This window comes from Bradyrhizobium sp. URHC0002 (assembly GCF_054059515.1).
Genome location: NZ_JBSSCF010000001.1, coordinates 1,786,079 through 1,805,259 on the forward strand (window position 1 = coordinate 1,786,079; position 19,181 = coordinate 1,805,259).

Here is a 19,181-nt window from a genome sequence, read left to right on the forward strand (position 1 = left end):
CGTCGCAACGCGGTTGTTGCATCGCAACTCGCGACATTGCGTCACCTGACGACGACCCATCTCGCTAGACGATCCGTGAGGTCTTGTTGCCCCAGTAACGATCGCGCAACAGCCGCTTGTAGAGTTTTCCGGTCGGAAGCCGCGGCAGCTCAGCCTCGAAATCGATCGAGCGCGGCACTTTCTGGCGCGACAGCGACTGGCTGCAGAAGGCGATCAGTTCGTCGGCCAGTTCCTGCCCCGGCGACACGCCCGGCATCGGCTGCACCACCGCCTTCACCTCTTCGCCAAGATCCGGATTGGGCACGCCGAACACCGCCGCGTCCGCGATCTTGGGATGGGTGATCAAGAGGTTCTCGCATTCCTGCGGATAGATGTTGACGCCGCCGGAGATGATCATGAACGTGGCGCGATCGGTCAGATAGAGATAGCCGTCATCGTCGACATAGCCGACGTCGCCGACCGTGCTCATGCTGCCGTCGGCGGAACGGGCCTCCTGGGTCTTTGCAGGATCGTTGAAATACTCGAACGGGCTCGCGGTCTTGAACCACACCGTGCCTGCCGTGCCCTTCGGGCAGGGCTTCATGTTCTCGTCCATGATGTGGAGGTCGCCGAGCAGCACTCGGCCTACGGTCCCGCGATGCGCCAGCCACTGCTCCGAATTGCAGGCGGTGAAGCCGAGGCCTTCGGTGGCGCCGTAATATTCGTGGATGATCGGTCCCCACCACTTGATGATGTCGTCCTTGACCAGCGCCGGGCAGGGCGCGGCGGCATGGATCGCGATCTCGAGTGAGGAGAGGTCGTAGCGCTTGCGCACCTCCTCCGGCAATTTGAGCATCCGCGAGAACATCGTCGGCACCAGCTGGGTATGTGTGATGCCCCACTTCGGGATCAATTCCAGATATTTTTCCGGATCAAAACTCTCCATGATGATGACGGTGCCGCCCACGCGGATGGTGAGGTTGACCGCCGCCTGCGGCGCAGAATGATAGAGCGGCGCCGGCGAGAGGTAGATCATTCCCTCGCGGTACTGCCAAAGACCGATGAGGAAATCAAACATCGGCAGGTTTTGCACTGGCGGTAGTTCGGGGAGTGGCCGCAAGATGCCCTTCGGTCGGCCCGTGGTGCCGGAGGAATACAGCATCGCGGTGCCGAGCCATTCGTCCGCAATCGGGGTGCCTGGCAGGCTGCATGTCGCCTGTTGCAACCCGACGATGCGGTCACTTTCGCCATCGCCGTCGGCGATGATGCAAAGCTCGACCTTCGGGCATTGCTTCAGCGCCTCGCGGGCGACGTCGAGTTTCGCTTTCGATGTGATGAGAATGCGCGACTGGCTGTTGGTGAGGATGTAGGCAAGTTCAGCTGCGGTCAGGTAGGAATTCACACAGGTAAAATAAAGTCCGCTCCGTTCGCCGGCAGCGCAGGCTTCGAGGTAGCGGCTGTTGTTCTCCATGAAGATCGAATAGTGGTCGAGCCGCTTGAGGCCGCGGTTGCGAAACAGGTGCGCCAGCCGGTTGGAGCGCGCGTCCAGTTCGCGATAGGTCACCGCCTCGCCTGATGACGCCATGATGAAGGCGGGCTGAAGCGGACGAAGATGAGCATGCTTGCCGGTGTACATGTTGGCTTTGGTCTCCTTACGCGGCCATATCCAGAATCTCGCGCACCTGCGCCGGCCCCTCGATCTTGCGCGGGTTGCGCGGCACCCAGGGCGTTGCCATCGCGGCTTGCGCGATACGGTCGAAATGCTCAGGGTCCACTTTGACCTCGCGCAGGCTGCGCGGCATGCCGAGGCCGCGAATGAACCGGTCGAGCACGCCGCCAGCGTCCTCGTGCGGATGCCCCATGGCGGCTGCGACCAGCGCCTGCCGCTCGGCATTGGCTGACTTGTTCCAGCGCATCACCGACGGCAGCATCACGCAGGAGGTGTAGCCGTGCGGCACGCCGAATTCGGCGCCAAGCACGTAGCCGATGCCGTGGCTGGCGCCCATCGGCACGCCGGAAGCCAGCGGCCCGGTCGAAAGCCAGGTCCCGATCTGGCAATCCATCCGCGCGTCGAGGTCGCGGGCGTCGGCTTTCACCCGCGGTAATGCCTGCGCCAGCATCGACAGGCCCTTCAGCGCCTGGGCGTCGCCGTAAGGGTGCGCCTCGCGCGAGCAGATGCCCTCGACGCAATGATCGACGGCGCGGATGCCGGTCGAAAGCCACAGCCATTCCGGTGTGTGCAGGCCGAGCCAGGGATCGAGGATCACCGCGCGCGGCATCAACTGCGGATGGCGCAGCGCTTCCTTGACCTTGGTCTTCTCGTTGGTGACTCCAGCGGTGGAAGAAAACTCGCCGCCGGCAATCGTCGTCGGCACGCTGATCTGGCGTACCGTCGGCGCGGTGAGCTGCGGCGAGCCGCCACGACCGGCCCTGATCCTGTCGATGTCATCCGGGTTGCGGATATCGTTGGCGAGGCAAAGCTGCACTGCCTTGGCGCCGTCGGTGATCGAACCGCCGCCGATCGTGACGATGAGATCGGCATTCGCGGCGCGGGCCTGGTCTGTCGCGGCAATGACCGCCGCGCGCGGCGTATGCGGCGGCATCGCGTCAAAAGTGCCGGCGCAGCGCACGCCCAGCTCGCGGCGGATGGTTTCGATCACATCGGTTTCGCGGTTGAGCGTGCCGCTGACCATCAGGAAGGCGCGTGTGCTGCCGAGCCGGTTCAACTGCTCGACGAGCGCCTCGGATGCCGGCCGTCCGAACACGACCTCATCCATCGCGCCGAATACGACACGCCCTTTGTGCACGGCTGTCCTCCCCGGACATTGGCTGTTTGCCAGCCTTGGCGGCAAGGTTAGCCGAGGAAATTCGCGACGTCATGTCCGAAGGTGATGCTGTCGTCCCCGTAGGATGGCGGAGCCAACGGGTCGCGCGAATGCACGCCCGATGACAGGCTCCGCGATACCCATCGCCATGCGCACCGGTGTTGATGGATATTGCCGCGCTCCATCCGTCCAGCGGCTGCGTTGCAGGACGCCCTCACGATGTCACGTTTTCGTCATTAGCCCACGATTAGCTGACCGTTCGTTGCGACCGATTCCGCTTTCGTCGCAGTGCGGAAAACGTGAGATTCTGATGGTGCAGGGCGTTGGCTACTCGAATGCATAACGATTGTGCTTGATCCCGCCGGGTTCTTGACGAGACTGGGAACCGATCACATTTGTGGCCTCCGCCTACAAGGTTCCACGGCAGCCGCTTCCATCGATCAGGATGTTGAGAGTGCAGGGGAGATGGAATTGATCGCGACCAGGCCATTGGGACGTCCGGCCCTGCCGGCGAACATCGACATTCACGCACTTCGCCGCCTCAAATGGTTAGCCCCGGTGATCGCGCTGGCGCTGTCGGCTTGCGACAACAAGCCGCCGCAGCAGGCGGCGCCCGCGGCGCCGCCGGTCACAGTGGCGCAGCCGGTCAAGCGTACCGTTACCGACTGGGACGAATTCACCGGGCGGTTCGAGGCAGTCCAGGAGGTTCAGGTTCGCGCCCGCGTCGGCGGTTTCGTGACATCCGTCGAATTCCGCGATGGCGCCATCGTTCGCACAGGCGATCTGCTTTACGTGATTGACGCCCGTCCGTTTGAGGCGGTCGCCGAGCAGGCCGATGGCCAGTTATCGGACGCGCGCGCGAAAGCAGAACTCGCCAAACGCGAGCTCGACCGCGCCCTGACGCTGAACCAGACCCAGGCGGTATCCGATTCCATCGTCGACCAGCGCCGCCAGACCTTGCAGGCGGCCCACGCCGCGGAAATGCAGGCCGAAGGCGCGCTCAAGGCCGCCAAGCTCAATATCGAGTTCACCCATGTAATGGCGCCGATCACCGGTCGCGTGAGCCGCCATCTGGTCACGCCCGGCAATCTCGTGCAGGGCAGCGAGGGCGGCGCGACGCTGCTCACCTCTATCGTCTCGCTCGATCCGATCTACATCTATTTCGACGTCGACGAGGCGACCTACCAGCGAAACAGCCGGCTCTGGTCAGAAGGCAAGCGGCCGAGTTCGCGCGACACGCCGAACCCGGTCGAGGTGACCCTGACCGGCGAGACCAAGCCCTCGCTTGAGGGCAAGGTGGATTTCCTCGACAACCGCCTCGACGTATCGACCGGAACTCTACGCACCCGCGCGGTCATCCCGAACAAGAACCTTTCGATCCTGCCCGGCCAGTTCGGCCGGGTGCGGATCATCGGCAGCGCGCCTTATGAGGCGTTGCTGCTGCCGGACACGGCGATTGCGACCGACCAGTCGCGCAAGATCGTCTTTGTGGTCAAGGACGACAACACGGTCGAGGCGAAGGCGGTCACGCTCGGCCCGCTCGACGAGGGGCTGCGCGTGATCCGCGAGGGGCTGAAGCCTGAAGACCGCGTGATCATCGACGGCCTGCAGCGGGCGCGCGTGGGTGCGAAGGTCACCCCGCAGACCGCCGAGGTCAAGCCCGCCGGTGGCAAGACATGAATCTGGGTCGGCTCTCCATTAACCAGCCCATCCTGGCGATGGTGCTGTCGATCGTGCTGCTGATTGTCGGCGCGATCGCCTACACCACGCTGCCGGTCTCGGAATATCCACAGGTGGTGCCGCCGACCGTAGTCGTCACCACGCAATATCCGGGCGCCACCGCGCAAACCGTTTCAGACACGGTTGCAGCCCCGATCGAACAGGAGATCAACGGCGTCGAAGACATGCTGTATCTCTACAGCCAGGCCACTTCGAACGGTAATCTGACCATCACGGTCACCTTCAAGCTCGGCACCGACCTCGACAAGGCGCAGGTGCTGGTGCAGAACCGGGTCGCGATCGCGCAGCCGCGGCTTCCGGAAGAGGTGCAGCGCAACGGCGTCGTCACCCGCAAGAACAGTCCCGACATCCTGATGGTGGTGTTCATGCTGTCGCCGGACGACAGCTTCGACCAGCTCTACATCAGCAACTATGCGCTGCTGCAGGTGCGCGACGAGTTGCTCCGCCTCGACGGCGTCGGCGACATCCAGATGTTCGGCGCCCGCGACTACTCGATGCGGCTGTGGCTGGATCCGGACCGGATCGCAACGCTCGGTCTGACTTCTGCCGAAGTGGTGGCCGCGATCCGCGCGCAGAACCTGCAGATCACGGGCGGGCAGATCGGGGAGCCACCGATCGCCGACCGCGCGTTCCAGCCCAATCTCACCTTTGTCGGGCGCCTGAAGGATCAGAAGCAGTTCGAGGAAATCGTCGTCAGGGCCGGCGCCGACGGCCGGATCGTGCGGCTGCGCGACGTCGCGCGGGTCGAACTCGGTGCGTTGTCCTATGCGACCAACAGCTTTCTGCTGCGCAAATCGGCGGTCGCGCTGCTGGTGACGCAGCGGCCGGGATCGAACGCGCTGGCGACGGCGAAAGGCATTTCCGATACCATGGAGAGGCTGAAGACCCGTTTTCCAAAGGGCCTCGACTACAACATCGGTTACAACCCCACCGAATTCATCGCGCAATCCATCCACGAGCTGATCAAGACGATCTATGAGGCGATGCTGCTGGTCGTCATCGTCGTGCTGGTGTTTTTGCAGGGCTGGCGACCGGCCATCATTCCGATCATCGCCATCCCCGTATCGCTGGTCGGCACGTTCGCCGTGATGGCGGCGCTCGGGTTCTCGATCAACAATCTCACCTTGTTCGGGCTCGTGCTCGCGGTCGGCATCGTGGTCGACGATGCGATCGTGGTGGTGGAGAATGTCGAACGGCACCTCGCGCACGGCATGAGCCGGCGCGATGCGGCGCTCAAGACCATGGAGGAGGTCGGCAGCGCGCTGGTCTCGATTGCGCTGGTGCTGTGCGCGGTGTTCGTGCCGACCGCCTTCCTCGGCGGCATTTCCGGGCAGTTCTTCCAGCAATTCGCCGTCACCATTGCGGTTGCGACCGCGATCTCCTGCTTCTGCTCGCTGACATTGTCGCCGGCGCTGGCCTCGCTGATCCTGGTGCCGCATGAGGAGAAAAAGCCACCGGCACGCTGGAATTTCATCGCGCGCGGCTGGGACACGTTCACCGGCTATTTCAACCGCGGTTTTGACCGGCTGTCGCACGGCTACGCCAGGGCGGCCGATTTCGTGATCCGGCATGCGGCGGTGATGCTGCTGTTGTATGTGGCGCTGATCGGCAGTGCCGGATGGCTGCTTGCCACCACGTCGCAAGGTTTTATTCCCGCGCAGGACCGCGGCTATGTCATCGTGTCCGCGCAATTGCCGGGCGCGGCGTCGCTGGCGCGCACCACCGACATCGTCCGTCAGATCGAGAAAGCGGCGCTGGACACCCCGGGCATCATCCGCGTTGCGGCATTCGCAGGATTTTCGGGCGCAACCCGAACACAGGCGGGCAATGCGGCGGCGCTCTTCCCGGTGTTCGAGGAGCCGGAGATACGCTTGAAGAAGGGCCTGACCGCGGCTGCGATCACGGCCGATTTGCGCAAGCGCCTGTCCGCGATTCAGGGGGCGTTCATTATCGTCATTCCGCCGCCGCCGGTGCCGGGCATCGGCACCGGGGGTGGCTTCACGATGCGGGTTCAGGATCGCCAGGGCCGCGGCCCCGAACTGCTGGCCGCCGCCAACGACGAACTCGTCAACGCGGCGCGCAAGGCACCCGGGCTGACGCAGGTGTTCTCGCCCTTCACGGCCAATACGCCGCAGCTCTTCGTCGAGATCGATCGGGTCAAGGCCCAGAAACTCGGCGTGCCGATTGCGAACGTCAACGAAACCATCCAGACCTATTTCGGCTCGACCTACGTCAACGACTTCAACCTGTTCGGCCGCACCTATCACGTCACTGCCCAAGCCGACCTGCCGTTCAGAAAAGAGCGGTCCGATCTGGCACGGCTGCGCACCCGCAACGCCGCTGGCGACATGGTGATGCTCGGCAGCGTGGTGGAATTCCGCGACGTTTCCGGTCCCGACCGCGTCGCCCGCTACAATCTCTATCCGGCGGCGGAGCTGCAGGGCGAGGGGTTGCCGGGCACGAGTTCGGCCACCGCGATCAACACCATGAAGCAGCTCGCAGAGCAAACGCTGCCGAGCGGTTTCTCGTTCGAATGGACCGACCTTTCGTACCAGCAGGTCACCGGCGGCAATGCCGGTCTCTACGTGTTCCCGATCTGCGTTCTGTTCGTGTATCTGGTGCTGGCGGCGCAGTATGGTAGCTGGAGCCTGCCATTCGCGGTTATCCTGATCGTGCCGATGTGCTTGCTGGCGGCGACCATCGGCGTGCGCATCATGGGGCAGGACGTCAACATCCTGACCCAGATCGGTTTCGTGGTGCTGGTGGGGCTGGCGGCAAAGAACGCCATTCTCATCGTCGAGTTCGCGCGCGACATCGAGCTTGAGGGAAAGCCGCGGCTGGAGGCGGTGATCGAAGCCTGCCGGTTGCGGTTGCGGCCGATCCTGATGACGTCGTTCGCCTTCATCCTCGGCGTGCTGCCGCTGGTGATTTCCTCGGGCTCGGGTTCGGAGATGCGTCAGGCCGTGGGCGTGGCCGTGTTCTTCGGTATGCTCGGGGTGACGCTGTTCGGGCTGGTCTTCACGCCGATCTTCTACGTCATCGTGCGCAATCTCGCCGATCCAAAGCCCCGCAAGGATGTCGCCGCGGTGTGACGCTTGACGCGGTGCCGCGCGGCCTAAATCACAAGTTCCCCAATACTTTAGGCTTATCCGAAATGGATGGGCAGGTGCGGGGTTATCGAATAGTGTCGTCAGGTTCCTCTGACAAAAAATTCCGGGAGAAAAAAATGAAGTCGGGATTGTTGGCCGCCGTTGCGGCGAGTGGTCTTTTGCTCGCCGCGCCGGCATCGGCGCAGGGCGTCAAGATCGGTATTCTGAACGATCAGTCCGGGGTCTACGCCGATTACGGCGGCAAATGGTCGTTCGAGGCGGCCAAGATGGCGATCGAGGATTTCGGCGGCGAAGTGCTGGGCCACAAGATCGAAATCGTCTCCGCCGATCATCAGAACAAGCCGGATCTTGGTAGCGCCATTGCGCGGCGCTGGTACGACGTCGAAGGCGTCGACATGATCACCGAACTGACGACCTCTTCGGTCGCGCTCGCGATTCACGAGCTTTCGAAGGAGAAGAAGAAAATCGACATCGTCGTGGGCGCGGCGACGTCGCGTCTCACCGGCGACGCCTGCCAGCCCTACGGATTCCATTGGGCCTACGACACGCATGCGCTGGCGTACGGCACCGGCGGCTCATTGGTGGAAGCCGGCGGCGACAGCTGGTTCTTCATGACCGCCGACTACGCCTTCGGTTATGCGCTTGAGAAGGACACCAGCGATTTCGTGAAGGCCAAGGGCGGCAAGGTGCTGGGTTCGGTTCGCATTCCCCTGAACTCATCGGACTTCTCGTCCTTCCTGCTGCAGGCGCAGAGCTCGAAGGCCAAGATCATCGGGCTCGCCAATGCCGGTCTCGACACCACAAACTCGATCAAGCAGGCGTCGGAATTCGGCATCGTCAAGAGCGGCCAGAAGCTGGCCGGCCTGCTGCTGACGCTCGCCGAAGTGCATGGCCTCGGGCTTGATGCCGCGCAGGGCCTGGTGCTGACGGAAGGCTACTACTGGGACCGCGACGCCAAGAGCCGCAACCTCGCCGAACGCTTCTTCAAGCGTACCGGCCGGATGCCGAACATGATCCAGGCCGGCACCTATTCGGCGACGCTGCAATATCTGAAGGCGGTCAAGGCGGCAGGCACCAAGGACACCGAGGCGGTGGCCAAGAAGCTGAAGGAGCTTCCGGTGGACGACGACTTCGCGCAGGGCGGCAAGGTGCTCGAAAACGGCCGCATGGTGCACGACCTCTATCTGTTCGAGGTCAAGAAGCCGTCTGAATCGAAGAAGCCGTGGGATTACTACAAGCAGCTTGCCGTGGTCCCCGGCGACAAGGCGTTTCCGGCGGCGAAGGATTCCGGCTGCCCGCTGGTGAAGTAAAAGCCGTAGGGTGGGCAAAGCGAAGCGTGCCCACCATCTCGCAGCTCGTTCGCTGATGGATGGTGGGCACGTCGCTTCGCTCCTCTGCCCACCCTACGAGTCTGGTGAAGTACGCCTCTCCGTCGTCTTGCGTTCGCAGGGACGACATAGAGTGCAGCTCACGCCTGCACAATCCGCCATATAATCGCGCCAAACGCTCCCACCCACAGCGCGATCGCCGCCAGCGCCTGGATCGCAAAGCCGCGACTGCGGTCCTTGACTGCCCTGGCATAGCCGAACACGTAGAGAATGCGGCCGACCACCCACACCAGCCCGATCCCGGCCGCGATGCCATCGCCGATATAGATCGCAAACAGCCACAGCGACGGCAGGAAGATCGGCAGCCACTCCAGCGTGTTCATCTGCGCGCGAAACACGCGCTCGAAATCCGGATTGCCCGAAATGGCCGGCAGCTTGACGCCGAATTTGCCGCGTGCCCGCGACACCAGGATAGATGAGTAGAAGTAGACCAGGACCGCCAGCAAGGTGACGAGCGCGGTGAAGTGATACATCGCTGAAATTCCCCCTGTTTCGTAGATGCGCTTAATAGCCCGTCATCTCCAGATAGCCCACCCCGGTATGGCTGCCGGCAAAGCGGATCGGGCCTTCCCAATAGGGAAAGCTGGTGCCCATCCAGCTTCGGGCGTTGAGCGGTGTACATTCGATCGACAGCGCCATGCCCGGAATGGCGATACGCCAGGTCGTCGGGATCTTTCGTTTCTCGATCTCGGTGAAGGTCAGTGGCGTCATCGTGATGTCGGCGGAGGCGAGTTGTTCGGTCTTGCCATCGGGCGCGATCCATTTGCCGGAGCCGTAATGCTGGCCGTCGGTCTGGCGCATCCGGTACAGCATCAGTTTGTCGCCGGAATTGAAATGCAGCGAGAGCCAGTCCCATCCGCTTTGGTCCGCGGCCAGCGGCTGGCTGCTCCATTCGCGGTCGAGCCAGGCCATGCCGGTGACGTCGACAGGTTTGTCGTCGATGGTGAGGACGCCCTTCGCCGTGTAGTGCGGCTGGCTGTAATAATAGGAGGCCTGTTCGCGCAGCGATTTGCGGCTGTAGCCGCCGTCGCCTTGCAGCACCAGCGGACGTTCCGCGTCGAGGCGCAGCGCGTAGCTGAAATCGGCGCCCGATGCTTTTAGTTCACACGGTGCGATATTTTCATCGTTCACCGGATCGAGCCCGCGCATTTCCCAGGCGTCGATCCAGGCGCGAAACGGCTTGGCGTCGACGCCGGCCTGGCCGACCCCGCCGCGAGCAAATGTCTGGCTGACGCGATGGGTATCGGCGCGGGTGACGGCGGCATGGCCCATCCAGATCTGCTGGTTGGCCCAGCCTTCCTCTGGCCCGCCCGCCGCGATCGCCTGGCGAAACAGCGTCCATTGGGCGCCGTAGGCCGCCCCATGCGCGTCGGCGAGATTGGCTGTCACATACCACCACTCGATACGGAATTCCGGATGGGGCCCGTGGTCGGCGGGGAAGGCGAATGTCCTGCCGGGTACGACGCTCGCGAATCCATCCGCGCTTTCACCAAGTCCGGCAAAACCCTGCGCGAGCGCGTTGCCGCCTAGTCCGGCGAGGAGCGTGCCGCCAATGAACCCGCGGCGGGTAATTCGACCGCTACCGTTCATTGGCAAAGATCCTGATCAGGCTCGCCGGCTGCATGCGCGCCAGCCGGATGACGGGGAGCGCAGATGCGGCAAGCGCCGCCGCCATCGCGACACCTGTGAGCCACAGCAATTGCAGCGGGAAGACGTGAAACGGCAACCGCCAGCCGAACGCCTTCACGTTGACCACCGCAAGCAGGCACCACGCGACCAAGAGACCGAGCGGAAGCGCGAAGATGGTGGTGATCAGCGCCACCGACATCGTCTTCAGAAGCTCGATCGCCGCGAGCTGCCGCCGCGTGATGCCGATCGCCCATAGCGGCGCCAGCTGCGGCAGGCGGGAATTGGCCAGCGTCAGCAGGCTCGTCAACAGCGCGACGCCGGCTACCCCAAGCGTGAAGGCGTTCAGCGCGGCGGTCACCGCAAAGGTGCGGTTGAAGATCCGGGTCGATTCCGCCTTCATCGTCGCCTGATCGGCGACGTTGCGGTCATCGAGCGCGAATTTTTCCTGCAAGCCCGAGATCAGCGCGGGTATCTTTGGCGGGGCGACCCGCAATCCCATGCGCGTCAGCGGGATTTCCGGAAAGCGTCGCGTCAGTGCGGCGAAGTTCACCGCGATCTGGCCCTTGGGGTTGCCGTAATCGGCATAGATGCCGACCACGTCGAGCGGCCAGTTTCCGCCCGACGCTGGCACCTCGATGCGGTCGCCGACGGACAGGTGCAGGCGCCGCGCCAGTTGTTCGCTGACGAGGGCCGCATTGCCGGGACGAAGCTTGATCCAGGCATTGTCGGCTGATTCCAGGAGCGGCCAGTTGTCGCGATAGGTGGCGTGATCGGGCAGGCCCAGCACCTCGATTGGCGCGCCCGCCAATTGCGTATCGGCGCGGCCGCCGGGCAGGATCGCCTCGACCTCGGGGCGCTCGCGCAGCCACGCCTTGATCTCGTGGGCCTGCGCGTCGTTGGCGGCGTTAACATAGACATCCGCGGCCACCCGCCCGTCGAGCCAGACCAGGAACGTGCGGCTGAAACTCTCGACCATGGTGGAGACGCCGACATTGACGGATAGTGCAAGCAACAGCGCCATCAGGGCGAGCGACAGCCCGGACAATTGCTGGCGGCTGTCGGCCCAGAACCAGACGCTGACCGGGGCTCGCGCATAGCGCTGACCAAGCGACAGCATGAACTCCAGAAACATCGGCAGGATCAGCGCCGCGCCGAACATCAGCGCCGCGAGCACGGCAAACCCCGAAATCAGGGAATCGCCGAACCAGAGCAGACATGCGGCGGCCGCGAACGCTGCGAGCCCCAGCGCGCTCTGATAGGTCAGCCAGCGCCGCTGCGCCTGTTGCCACGCGTACGGCTGGGCAGCGGCGAGCAGCGGCAGCCGCAGCGCCTTGGTCAGGCTGGTGGCGGCCGCCGCGAGCGCGCCCGCTATGCTGATGGCGATGCCTGCGATCCACCATTGCGGTTCCAGCGTCAGGTGTCCCGGAATCTGCGCGCCGTAGAGCCCGCGCAGCGATGCGGCGACATCAGGCAGCAGCGCAGCGGCGATGAAGTAGCCGCATACGAGGCCGATCAGCCCCGCGATCAGCGCCAGCGACACCAGTTCACACACCAGCACGGCGTTGAGCATCCGCGCCGAGACGCCGCAGGCGCGCAAGGTGCGCAGCACCGGCAGCCGCTGTTCGAATGCCAGTCCGATCGCCGAATTGACGATAAAGAGTCCGACGAAGAACGACAGAAAGCCGAACGCGGTCAGGTTCAGGTGAAAACTGTCGGTGAGGCGTTCGAGGTCGGTCTCCGCGTTGGGTTCGATCAGGCGAAGCCTGTCGCCCGCAATGCTTTCAAGCGGCGCGCGCCTGCCCGTCGCCTTGCCGATCAGGAGGCGCGAGAGCTGATCCGGCATTTTCAGGAGGCTCTGCGCGATGCCGATGTCGACGACCAATACGCCGGGCACGAGGTTTGCCTGCACGCGAAGCGGCGGCAGCAATGCGCCGCCATTGGCTTGCGGGCGGGCGCCCTCCGCGAGTTTGAGATCGGAAAGCGTTTCCGGCGCCACCAGCATCGCGCCCGGCGGCGTCATGAAGGATTGCAGATCGGCTCTGCCGATCGCAGGCGCGTTGCCGACTTCCGCGGGCAGCGTCACCGGTTCGATGCCCAACAGGCGGAACGACCGTCCCTCGATCTGGATGCGGCCTTCGAGCATCGGCGAGACCGGCCAACCGGCGCGGCGCAAGTCGACGAAGAGCTTTTGCGGAAAGCCTGCGCCGCTGCGTGCGACCAGCATCGCGGTGCGCGTCCCGCCGAACGTGGCGGCGGCGCGATCGTAGGAGGTGCGCGCCTGCTGATTGAGCGCCTGCACGCCGCTCCACAGCGCGGTCGCCGAGATCAATCCAATCAACAGGGTCGCGAGCTGCATCGGATGCCGCCGCCAATGGCTCAGCAATATGGCCAGCGTCCACAGCGCGCGCTTCACGCGATCACCCCGGCATGGAGGTTGACCCGCCGGTCGAGCGTAGCGGCGAGCCTTTCGCTGTGGGTCACCATCAGAAAACCGCAGCCGCTGCGCGCCACCAGATCGCGCGCCAGCGCCAGCACCTCGTCCGCGGTGTCCTCGTCGAGATTGCCGGTCGGCTCATCCGCAAGCAGCAGCAGCGGCTTGACGGCCAGGGCCCGGCCGATCGCGACGCGTTGCTGCTGGCCGCCGGACAATTGCTCGGGATAGCGTTTGAGGAAATTGCCGAGCCCGAGCCGCTCCACCAGTTCGTGGTGCCAGGCCGCGTCGTGACGGTCGGCAATGCGCGACTGGAAAACCAAATTGTCTTCCACCGTGAGACTCGGAATCAGGTTGAATTGCTGAAACACCAGGCCGAGCCGGTCGCGGCGCAATTCCGCGCGGCCGGCATCGTTGAGATCGGACACCTGAGCGTCCGCCAGCCTGATCTCGCCACCATCGGCCGCATCGAGGCCTGCGATCAGGTGCAGCAGCGTGCTCTTGCCGCTGCCGGATTCGCCCGTCAGTGCGACGCTCTCGCCGGCGGCGACCGAGAGATTCACCCCGCGCAGCACCGCGACCTGTTCGCCGGCCGTGCGGTAGCTCTTGGTCAGGCCGGCCACATGAAGCACCGGACCGGTCACACTGAGATTGCCGTTGGTCATGCGCGACGATGAACCGATCTGACCATGAAATCTCCTAGCGTGATGGCAGCAACATATCAGGGCGCATGCCCCGGATCACGGCTCAATCGCACCGCGACGTGATCGTGATCCGGTTGTGGCGCGCGCCTGCCGCGGCAGTCAGCAGTTGCGGGGCGGGGGTTCTCCGGAAAAATCCGGGTTGCCTTGCCCGCGACCCCCCTTGTACCATTGGAACCGGCCGTTCTTACAGAGCCAGTAAAGATAAACGGGGAAACCAGCCATGACCGCGCAACCGACGCCCCAGGGGACGCCGAAGGGCGCCTGGAAAATCACCTTCCTTCTGTTCCTGTTCATGCTGGTGAACTTTGCCGACAAGATTGTGGTCGGCCTCGCTGGCGCGCCGATCATGGACGAGTTGAAGCTCTCGCCGGAGCAGTTCGGCTTCCTCGGCTCCTCGTTCTTCATCCTTTTCTCGATCTCGGCCATCGTCGTCGGCTTCATCGCCAATCGTGTTGACACCCGCTGGGTGCTGCTCGTGATGGCGGTGATCTGGTCGGTGGCGCAGTTTCCGATGGTCGGCACCGTCAGTTTCACCACGCTCGTGATCTGCCGCATCATCCTCGGCGCCGGCGAGGGGCCGGCGTTCGCGGTGGCGGCGCACGCGCTCTATAAGTGGTTTCCCGACGAGAAGCGAACGCTGCCGACGGCCATTCTCTCGCAAGGCTCGGCTTTCGGCGTGATCCTGGCGGTGCCGGCACTGAACTGGATCATCGTCAATCATAGCTGGCACTACGCCTTCGGCGCGCTCGGCGTGGTCGGCCTGATGTGGGTGGTGGCGTGGCTGGTGATGGGCAAGGAGGGACCGTTGGTGCAGACGGTCGCGATGGCCGCCGCCGATCCGCCCGTTCCGTATTTCCAGCTCCTGACTTCGCGGACGTTCATCGGCTGCTGCGCCGCGACCTTCGGCGCCTATTGGGCGCTATCACTCGGGTTGACCTGGTTCACGCCCTTCATCGTCAAGGGATTAGGTTTCTCGCAAAAGGACGCGGGCTGGATTTCGGTGCTGCCCTGGGTCTTCGGCGCCACCATCGTGCTGCTGACCGGGTGGATTTCGCAGGTGATGCTGGCGCGCGGCTTCACGACGCGCGTCTCGCGCGGCGTGCTCGGCTCGGTGCCGCTGATCGTCGGCGGATTGATCCTCGCGGCGCTGCCTCTCGTCAATGGCGCGGGATTGCAGATCGCGTTCCTCGTGGTCGGTTCCGGACTCTGCGGGTCGATCTATGTGGTCTGCCCGCCGATGCTCGGCGAATTCACACCGGTGCAGCAGCGCGGCGCCGTGCTCGCGATCTACGGTGCGATCTATACGTTTGCGGGAATGATTGCCCCTTCCGTGATGGGCATCGTGATCCAGAACGCGGCAGTGCCGCTCGACGGCTACATCACCGGCTTCATCATCAATGCGGTAGTGATGGTCGCGTCGGGGTTGCTCGGGCTGTTGCTGCTCTGGCCTAACAGCGAGCGCGCAAGGCTGATGGCTCAGGCGACAGTGCAGCCGAAGTTTGCGTAAACGGATGGCCCGCTACAAGCTTCATTGCATCGGCGCGTCGGGCAATTCCTATAAGCTGGCGCTCTATCTGAATTGCGCCGGTCTCGACTGGGAGCCCGTCGGGGTCGATTTTGCCGGTGGCCAGACCCGCGATCCGGGCTGGCGGGCCGGCATGAACGCGATGGGCGAGGTCCCGGTTCTTGAAGTCGACGGGCAGCTTATGTCGCAGTCGGGCGCGATCCTGATCTGGCTCGCGGAAACCACCGGCAAGTTTGCGCCCGGCGCTGACCAGCGATACGAGGCCTTGCGCTGGATCATGTTCGATAATCACAAGTTCACGAACAATCATGCGATGCACCGGTTTCAGAGGTCATTCATGCCGGAGCCGGTGCATCCGGCCATCCTGTCGTTCCTGCGCTCGCGCACCGAGGCGAGCTTTGCGATCGCGGAAAAACATCTCGCCAATCGCGCGTTCATGCTCGGCGACAAGCCCACCATCGTGGATTTTTCCCTGGCGGGATATGTGTATTACCCCAAGGAGGAGACCGGCTTCGACATCGCGGCGGATTTTCCGGCGCTCCATGCCTGGCGCGAGCGCCTCGCAGCGCTGCCGGGCTGGCAGCCGCCCTATGAATTGATGCCGGTGGGTTCGGATCTGCGGCTCTCGATGTTGCGACCCGCATAGCGCTTTCTCGTCGTCCCTGCGAACGCAGGGACGACAACGAGTCTGTTGAACCAGCGCCGCCCTAACTCGCCGCCGCGTCCAACTGCGGCTTTGAACCCTGCGCGCCGCGTACCAGTTTGCCTGGACGCGCGCCGGTTGCCTTGCCGCCGCGCTGCGTCACCACGCCGGAGACGATGGTGGCCTCATAGCCGTCGACCTGCTGCATCAGGCGACGGCCGCCGACCGGCAGGTCGTAATGCACTTTCGGCGGATGCAGATGCAGTCGGTCGTAATCGATGACGTTGACGTCGGCCTTGAAGCCCGGCGCGATCACGCCGCGGTCGTAGAGCCCGACCGAGAGCGCGGTCTTGCGCGACTGCGCGGCCACCACGAACGGGATCGAGAGTTTTTCGCCGCGGCTGCGGTCGCGCGTCCAGTGCGTCAGGAGATAGGTCGGGAAGCTGGCGTCGCAGATGATGCCGCAATGCGCGCCACCGTCGGAGAGTCCCGGCACGGCGCTGGGTTCGCGCAGCATCTCATGCACGGCATCGAGATTGCCGTCGGCATAATTGAGGAACGGCACATAGAGCATGCCGCGGCCTTCGTCCGTCAGCATCGCCTCGTAGGCGAGTTCTTCCGGCTGCCGGCCCTGGCGGCGGGCCTGCGGGCCGAGCGCATTTTCCGGCAGCTGCTCGTAGTCCGGCGGGTTACCGAGCAGGTACATCTTGTCGTAGTTTGGTCGGAAGAACAGCGGATCGTCGGTCGCGGTCGCCGTCTCGCTCAGGATGGCCGCGCGTACTTCCGCCCGACGCAAATGCGTCAGCCGCTCAGCCAGCGGCAGCTTGGCGATCGCGCGATAGCTCGGATGAGTCTGGAACGGGTTGCGTGATAATTCGAGCCCAAGCAGCAGCCCGACGGGACGCGCGGCAATCTGGGTCGTGATCGACAGGCCGCGGGCGGCGGCTTCATTGATGGTGTCCATCGTCTGGCGCCAGCGCCGCGGTGCCTTGTCGGCCTGCGCTACGGAAAACGAGATCGGGCATTTGGTATTCTGGGCGACCCGCAGCATCATCGGCAGATCTTCGTCCACGGTGCTTTGGTCGAGCACGAATTGCAGCACGCTGCGGCCGACGCCGTGCATCGCAGCCGCAATCGCGGTCAATTCATCTTCGCCCGCTTTCAGCGTCGGTGTGTAGTCACCTGTCGAAGTGCGGTGGTTCAGCGTACGCGAGGTCGAGAAGCCGAGTGCGCCTGATCGCACGGCGTCTCCGGCGAGCGCCGCCATCGCCTTGTTGTCATCAGGCGTTGCGGGATCCCGGCGCGCGCCGCGCTCGCCCATCACGTAGACGCGCAGCGCTGCGTGGGGCAGTTGCGCGCCGATATCCATGTCGAAACTTCGCTTCGACAGCCACTCCATGTAATCCGGAAAGCTTTCCCAGGCCCAGGGAATGCCGGCGCTCAGCACCGGCTCTGGGATGTCCTCGACGCCCTCCATCAACTGGATCAGCCTGACATGATCGACCGGACGGCATGGCGCAAAACCGACGCCGCAATTTCCCATGATCGCGGTCGTGACACCATTCTGCGAGGAGGGCGTGATGTCCTGGCTCCAGGTGACCTGGCCGTCATAATGGGTGTGGACGTCGACAAAGCCGGGCGCGACCAGTTTGCCCTTGGCGTCGATTTCTTCCTGGCCCTTCGCGGCAATCTTGCCGACGTCGGTGATGCGGCCGCCGGAGATCGCCACGTCGGCTTCGAACAATTCGCCGCCCTTGCCATCGGCAATGGTGCCGCCGCGGATCACGAGGTCGGGGGTCGAGGTCATGGCTTCCATCCCGGTTCTGGTTTTGTTGGCGCATCATCCGATGCTGCCGGAGGCTGTCAACCGCCGCCGGCGAGGCTCAGGAATGCATCGCGAGGGAGCTACGCCCGAGCGGGTTCCGCCGGCTTGCGGTCGGTCACCAGCGCCAGCAGGACGGTCAGCACCATGAAGGCGACCGACGCGCCGAACACCCAATGCGGCAGGTTCTGGTCCATGATCCAGCCGAACAATAGCGGGCTGAGGATGCCGCTGAAATTGAAGCCGGTGGAGACGATGCCGAACGCGCGGCCCGCCGCGCCTGCCGGTGCGGCGTTCCGCACCAGCATGTCGCGCGAGGGTGCAATGACGCCGCCGAGGAATCCGGCCAGCCCCATCGCGGCGGTCAGCACGGCCGACGGCAGGTTGACCGTCGCAATGATTGATATGATGACGGCGTTGATCGCAAAGCACGCGGCGGCGACATTGCCGTGGCGCTGGGTGCGGTCGGCGAGATAGCCGCCGGCCAGCACGCCGACGGCGCTGGCGCCGAGAAAGGCGGTCAGCGCGATATTGGCGGCCGAGAATGTCACGCCATAGCCGCTCATCAGCGCGACGACGCCGAAATTGCTGATGCCGGCATTGGACAGGCCGAGCAGCATGAAGAAGATCGTCAGCACGATGATCGCGGGCGTGACGACGCTTTGCTTCGGCGCGTCAGCGCCATCTTCCTTGCGATCAGCCGAGCTCGCATCGGGAATGCGGGCGGCGATCAACAGCAGCGCCACAACAGGGCCGACCGCGCCGGCCACGATCAACGCGCCGAGCCCGCCGACGGTTGCCACCAGCGCGGCCATGATCGCGGGCGCCACCGCGCCGCCAAGGAAGCCCGCAAAGGTGTGGACCGAAAACGCCCGGCCCATCCGCGCTTCATCCATATGTGTCGAAAGGATCGCATAGTCGCACGGGTGATAGACGCTGTTGGCGAGGCCAAGCAGCGCGGCGCAGGCGACCAGCGAGACGTAGCTCAGATGCAGGCCGAGCATGATCAGCGCCAGGCCGCCGACGGCGAGGCCGATCAGCAGGACTTTTCGCGCGCCGATATGGTCGGCGAGATAGCCGATCGGGGCCTGCGTCAGGCCGGAGACGACGCCGAATACGGTAAGCGCAAAACCGAGCTCGATATAGCCGACGCCGAGTTGTTCTCTCAGGAACGGAAACAGCATCGGCAGCACGAAGAGATGGAAATGGCTGACCCAATGGGCGGCCGAAATCGCAGCCAGCGTACGCAGCGAAGCGTCCGCTTTGGCTTGTTGCGGTGCGGCCAGAATGTCGACCATGTCAGCTCAAAATCCCGTAGTTTTTATGGCCCGGCCGGAGCGTTTTCCAGCGAAGTGGGGACCGGTTCGCGGCAAGAAAACGCGACA

The 19,181-nt window shown here is 64.2% G+C and carries 13 protein-coding genes; 5 read left to right on the top strand and 8 right to left on the bottom strand.

Annotated elements, in window-relative coordinates; translation table 11 throughout:
* Nucleotides 1-64 precede the first annotated feature (64 nt).
* Together ACVWVY_RS08445 and ACVWVY_RS08450 are read right to left on the bottom strand one after the other, a co-directional pair.
* Nucleotides 65-1,615, bottom strand: a complete 1,551-nt coding sequence (locus ACVWVY_RS08445; protein WP_456625944.1) for an AMP-binding protein — start codon at nucleotides 1,613-1,615, stop codon at nucleotides 65-67.
* Between the two features lie 16 nt (nucleotides 1,616-1,631).
* On the bottom strand, nucleotides 1,632-2,786 hold the full coding sequence (locus ACVWVY_RS08450) for an iron-containing alcohol dehydrogenase (RefSeq protein ID WP_456625945.1): 1,155 nt from the start codon (nucleotides 2,784-2,786) through the stop codon (nucleotides 1,632-1,634).
* 576 nt (nucleotides 2,787-3,362) lie between these two features.
* Between ACVWVY_RS08450 and ACVWVY_RS08455 the strand changes: the two genes are divergently transcribed.
* The 3 genes from ACVWVY_RS08455 to ACVWVY_RS08465 all read left to right on the top strand — a co-directional run bounded on the left by ACVWVY_RS08455 (nucleotide 3,363) and on the right by ACVWVY_RS08465 (nucleotide 8,964).
* Nucleotides 3,363-4,484: an efflux RND transporter periplasmic adaptor subunit gene (locus tag ACVWVY_RS08455; RefSeq protein ID WP_456632144.1), complete on the top strand. Its 1,122-nt coding sequence runs from the start codon at nucleotides 3,363-3,365 to the stop codon at nucleotides 4,482-4,484.
* Nucleotides 4,481-7,636 (top strand): efflux RND transporter permease subunit, encoded by a 3,156-nt coding sequence (locus ACVWVY_RS08460; RefSeq protein WP_456625946.1) that lies wholly within the window; start codon nucleotides 4,481-4,483, stop codon nucleotides 7,634-7,636. Before ACVWVY_RS08455 ends, ACVWVY_RS08460 begins: the two co-directional genes overlap by 4 nt.
* Before the next feature lie 134 nt (nucleotides 7,637-7,770).
* Nucleotides 7,771-8,964: an ABC transporter substrate-binding protein gene (locus tag ACVWVY_RS08465; RefSeq protein WP_456625947.1), complete on the top strand. Its 1,194-nt coding sequence runs from the start codon at nucleotides 7,771-7,773 to the stop codon at nucleotides 8,962-8,964.
* A gap of 158 nt (nucleotides 8,965-9,122) precedes the next feature.
* On the opposite strand, the gene ACVWVY_RS08470 is transcribed toward ACVWVY_RS08465, so the two are convergent.
* Genes ACVWVY_RS08470 through ACVWVY_RS08485 form a run of 4 tightly spaced genes read right to left on the bottom strand, consistent with a single transcriptional unit; the run spans nucleotide 9,123 to nucleotide 13,767 of the window.
* On the bottom strand, nucleotides 9,123-9,515 hold the full coding sequence (locus ACVWVY_RS08470) for an MAPEG family protein (protein WP_456625948.1): 393 nt from the start codon (nucleotides 9,513-9,515) through the stop codon (nucleotides 9,123-9,125).
* Nucleotides 9,516-9,546: 31 nt separating this feature from the next.
* Complete coding sequence (locus ACVWVY_RS08475; RefSeq protein WP_456625949.1) at nucleotides 9,547-10,632, bottom strand: lipocalin-like domain-containing protein; 1,086 nt, start codon at nucleotides 10,630-10,632, stop codon at nucleotides 9,547-9,549.
* Nucleotides 10,622-13,084, bottom strand: coding sequence for an FtsX-like permease family protein (locus ACVWVY_RS08480; RefSeq protein ID WP_456625950.1), 2,463 nt, complete (start codon nucleotides 13,082-13,084; stop codon nucleotides 10,622-10,624). The genes ACVWVY_RS08475 and ACVWVY_RS08480 overlap by 11 nt, the downstream gene beginning before the upstream one ends.
* Complete coding sequence (locus ACVWVY_RS08485; RefSeq protein ID WP_456625951.1) at nucleotides 13,081-13,767, bottom strand: ABC transporter ATP-binding protein; 687 nt, start codon at nucleotides 13,765-13,767, stop codon at nucleotides 13,081-13,083. The genes ACVWVY_RS08480 and ACVWVY_RS08485 overlap by 4 nt, the downstream gene beginning before the upstream one ends.
* A gap of 259 nt (nucleotides 13,768-14,026) precedes the next feature.
* Here ACVWVY_RS08485 and ACVWVY_RS08490 point away from each other — a divergent pair, with 259 nt between their 5' ends.
* Together ACVWVY_RS08490 and ACVWVY_RS08495 are read left to right on the top strand one after the other, a co-directional pair.
* Nucleotides 14,027-15,313: an MFS transporter gene (locus ACVWVY_RS08490; RefSeq protein WP_456625952.1), complete on the top strand. Its 1,287-nt coding sequence runs from the start codon at nucleotides 14,027-14,029 to the stop codon at nucleotides 15,311-15,313.
* 4 nt (nucleotides 15,314-15,317) lie between these two features.
* Nucleotides 15,318-15,977 carry a glutathione S-transferase family protein gene (locus tag ACVWVY_RS08495; protein WP_456625953.1) on the top strand — a complete coding sequence of 220 codons (660 nt, stop codon included), beginning with the start codon at nucleotides 15,318-15,320 and terminating at the stop codon, nucleotides 15,975-15,977.
* A gap of 61 nt (nucleotides 15,978-16,038) precedes the next feature.
* Here the strand turns inward: ACVWVY_RS08495 and ACVWVY_RS08500 are convergent, their stop codons facing one another.
* Nucleotides 16,039-17,781, bottom strand: coding sequence for an N-acyl-D-amino-acid deacylase family protein (locus ACVWVY_RS08500; RefSeq protein WP_456625954.1), 1,743 nt, complete (start codon nucleotides 17,779-17,781; stop codon nucleotides 16,039-16,041).
* A 98-nt stretch (nucleotides 17,782-17,879) separates the two neighbouring features.
* On the bottom strand, nucleotides 17,880-19,094 hold the full coding sequence (locus ACVWVY_RS08505) for an MFS transporter (protein WP_456625955.1): 1,215 nt from the start codon (nucleotides 19,092-19,094) through the stop codon (nucleotides 17,880-17,882).
* Nucleotides 19,095-19,181 lie beyond the last annotated feature (87 nt).